1 protein-coding gene is annotated in these 241 nt (G+C 54.8%); it reads right to left on the bottom strand.

Features of this window, described 5'->3' with window-relative positions; all coding sequences use genetic code 11:
- Positions 1-228: amidase family protein (locus tag QP363_RS13460; RefSeq protein WP_284764864.1), on the bottom strand; the 228-nt coding region annotated here is incomplete at its 3' end.
- Between the last annotated feature and the right edge of the window lie 13 nt (positions 229-241).

Raw genomic sequence — 241 nt, 5'->3', positions numbered from 1 at the left:
CATTGCCTTCTTCAGAGTAGTAACCACAGTAGCGTCGTACGGAGGAAGCCATCCTTCAAGGATCTTCGACGCGCAGGTAGTAGGAATGCCACGAGTAACAATATTGTCTTTTACCGCAATCGGAATACCCGCCAGCGGGTGCAATTCCTGTCCCTGGCTGCGCGCTTCATCAACTTTGTGTGCCGTCTCCAGGGCGCCCTCGGCATCAACGTGCAAGAACGCGTGCACCTTGTCATCCACC

The organism is Corynebacterium sp. UMB6689 (genome assembly GCF_030215295.1).
Lineage (GTDB): Bacteria > Actinomycetota > Actinomycetes > Mycobacteriales > Mycobacteriaceae > Corynebacterium > Corynebacterium aurimucosum.
The sequence above is the reverse complement of the archived record's forward strand: the minus strand, read 5'-3'. Positions and strand labels throughout refer to the sequence as shown.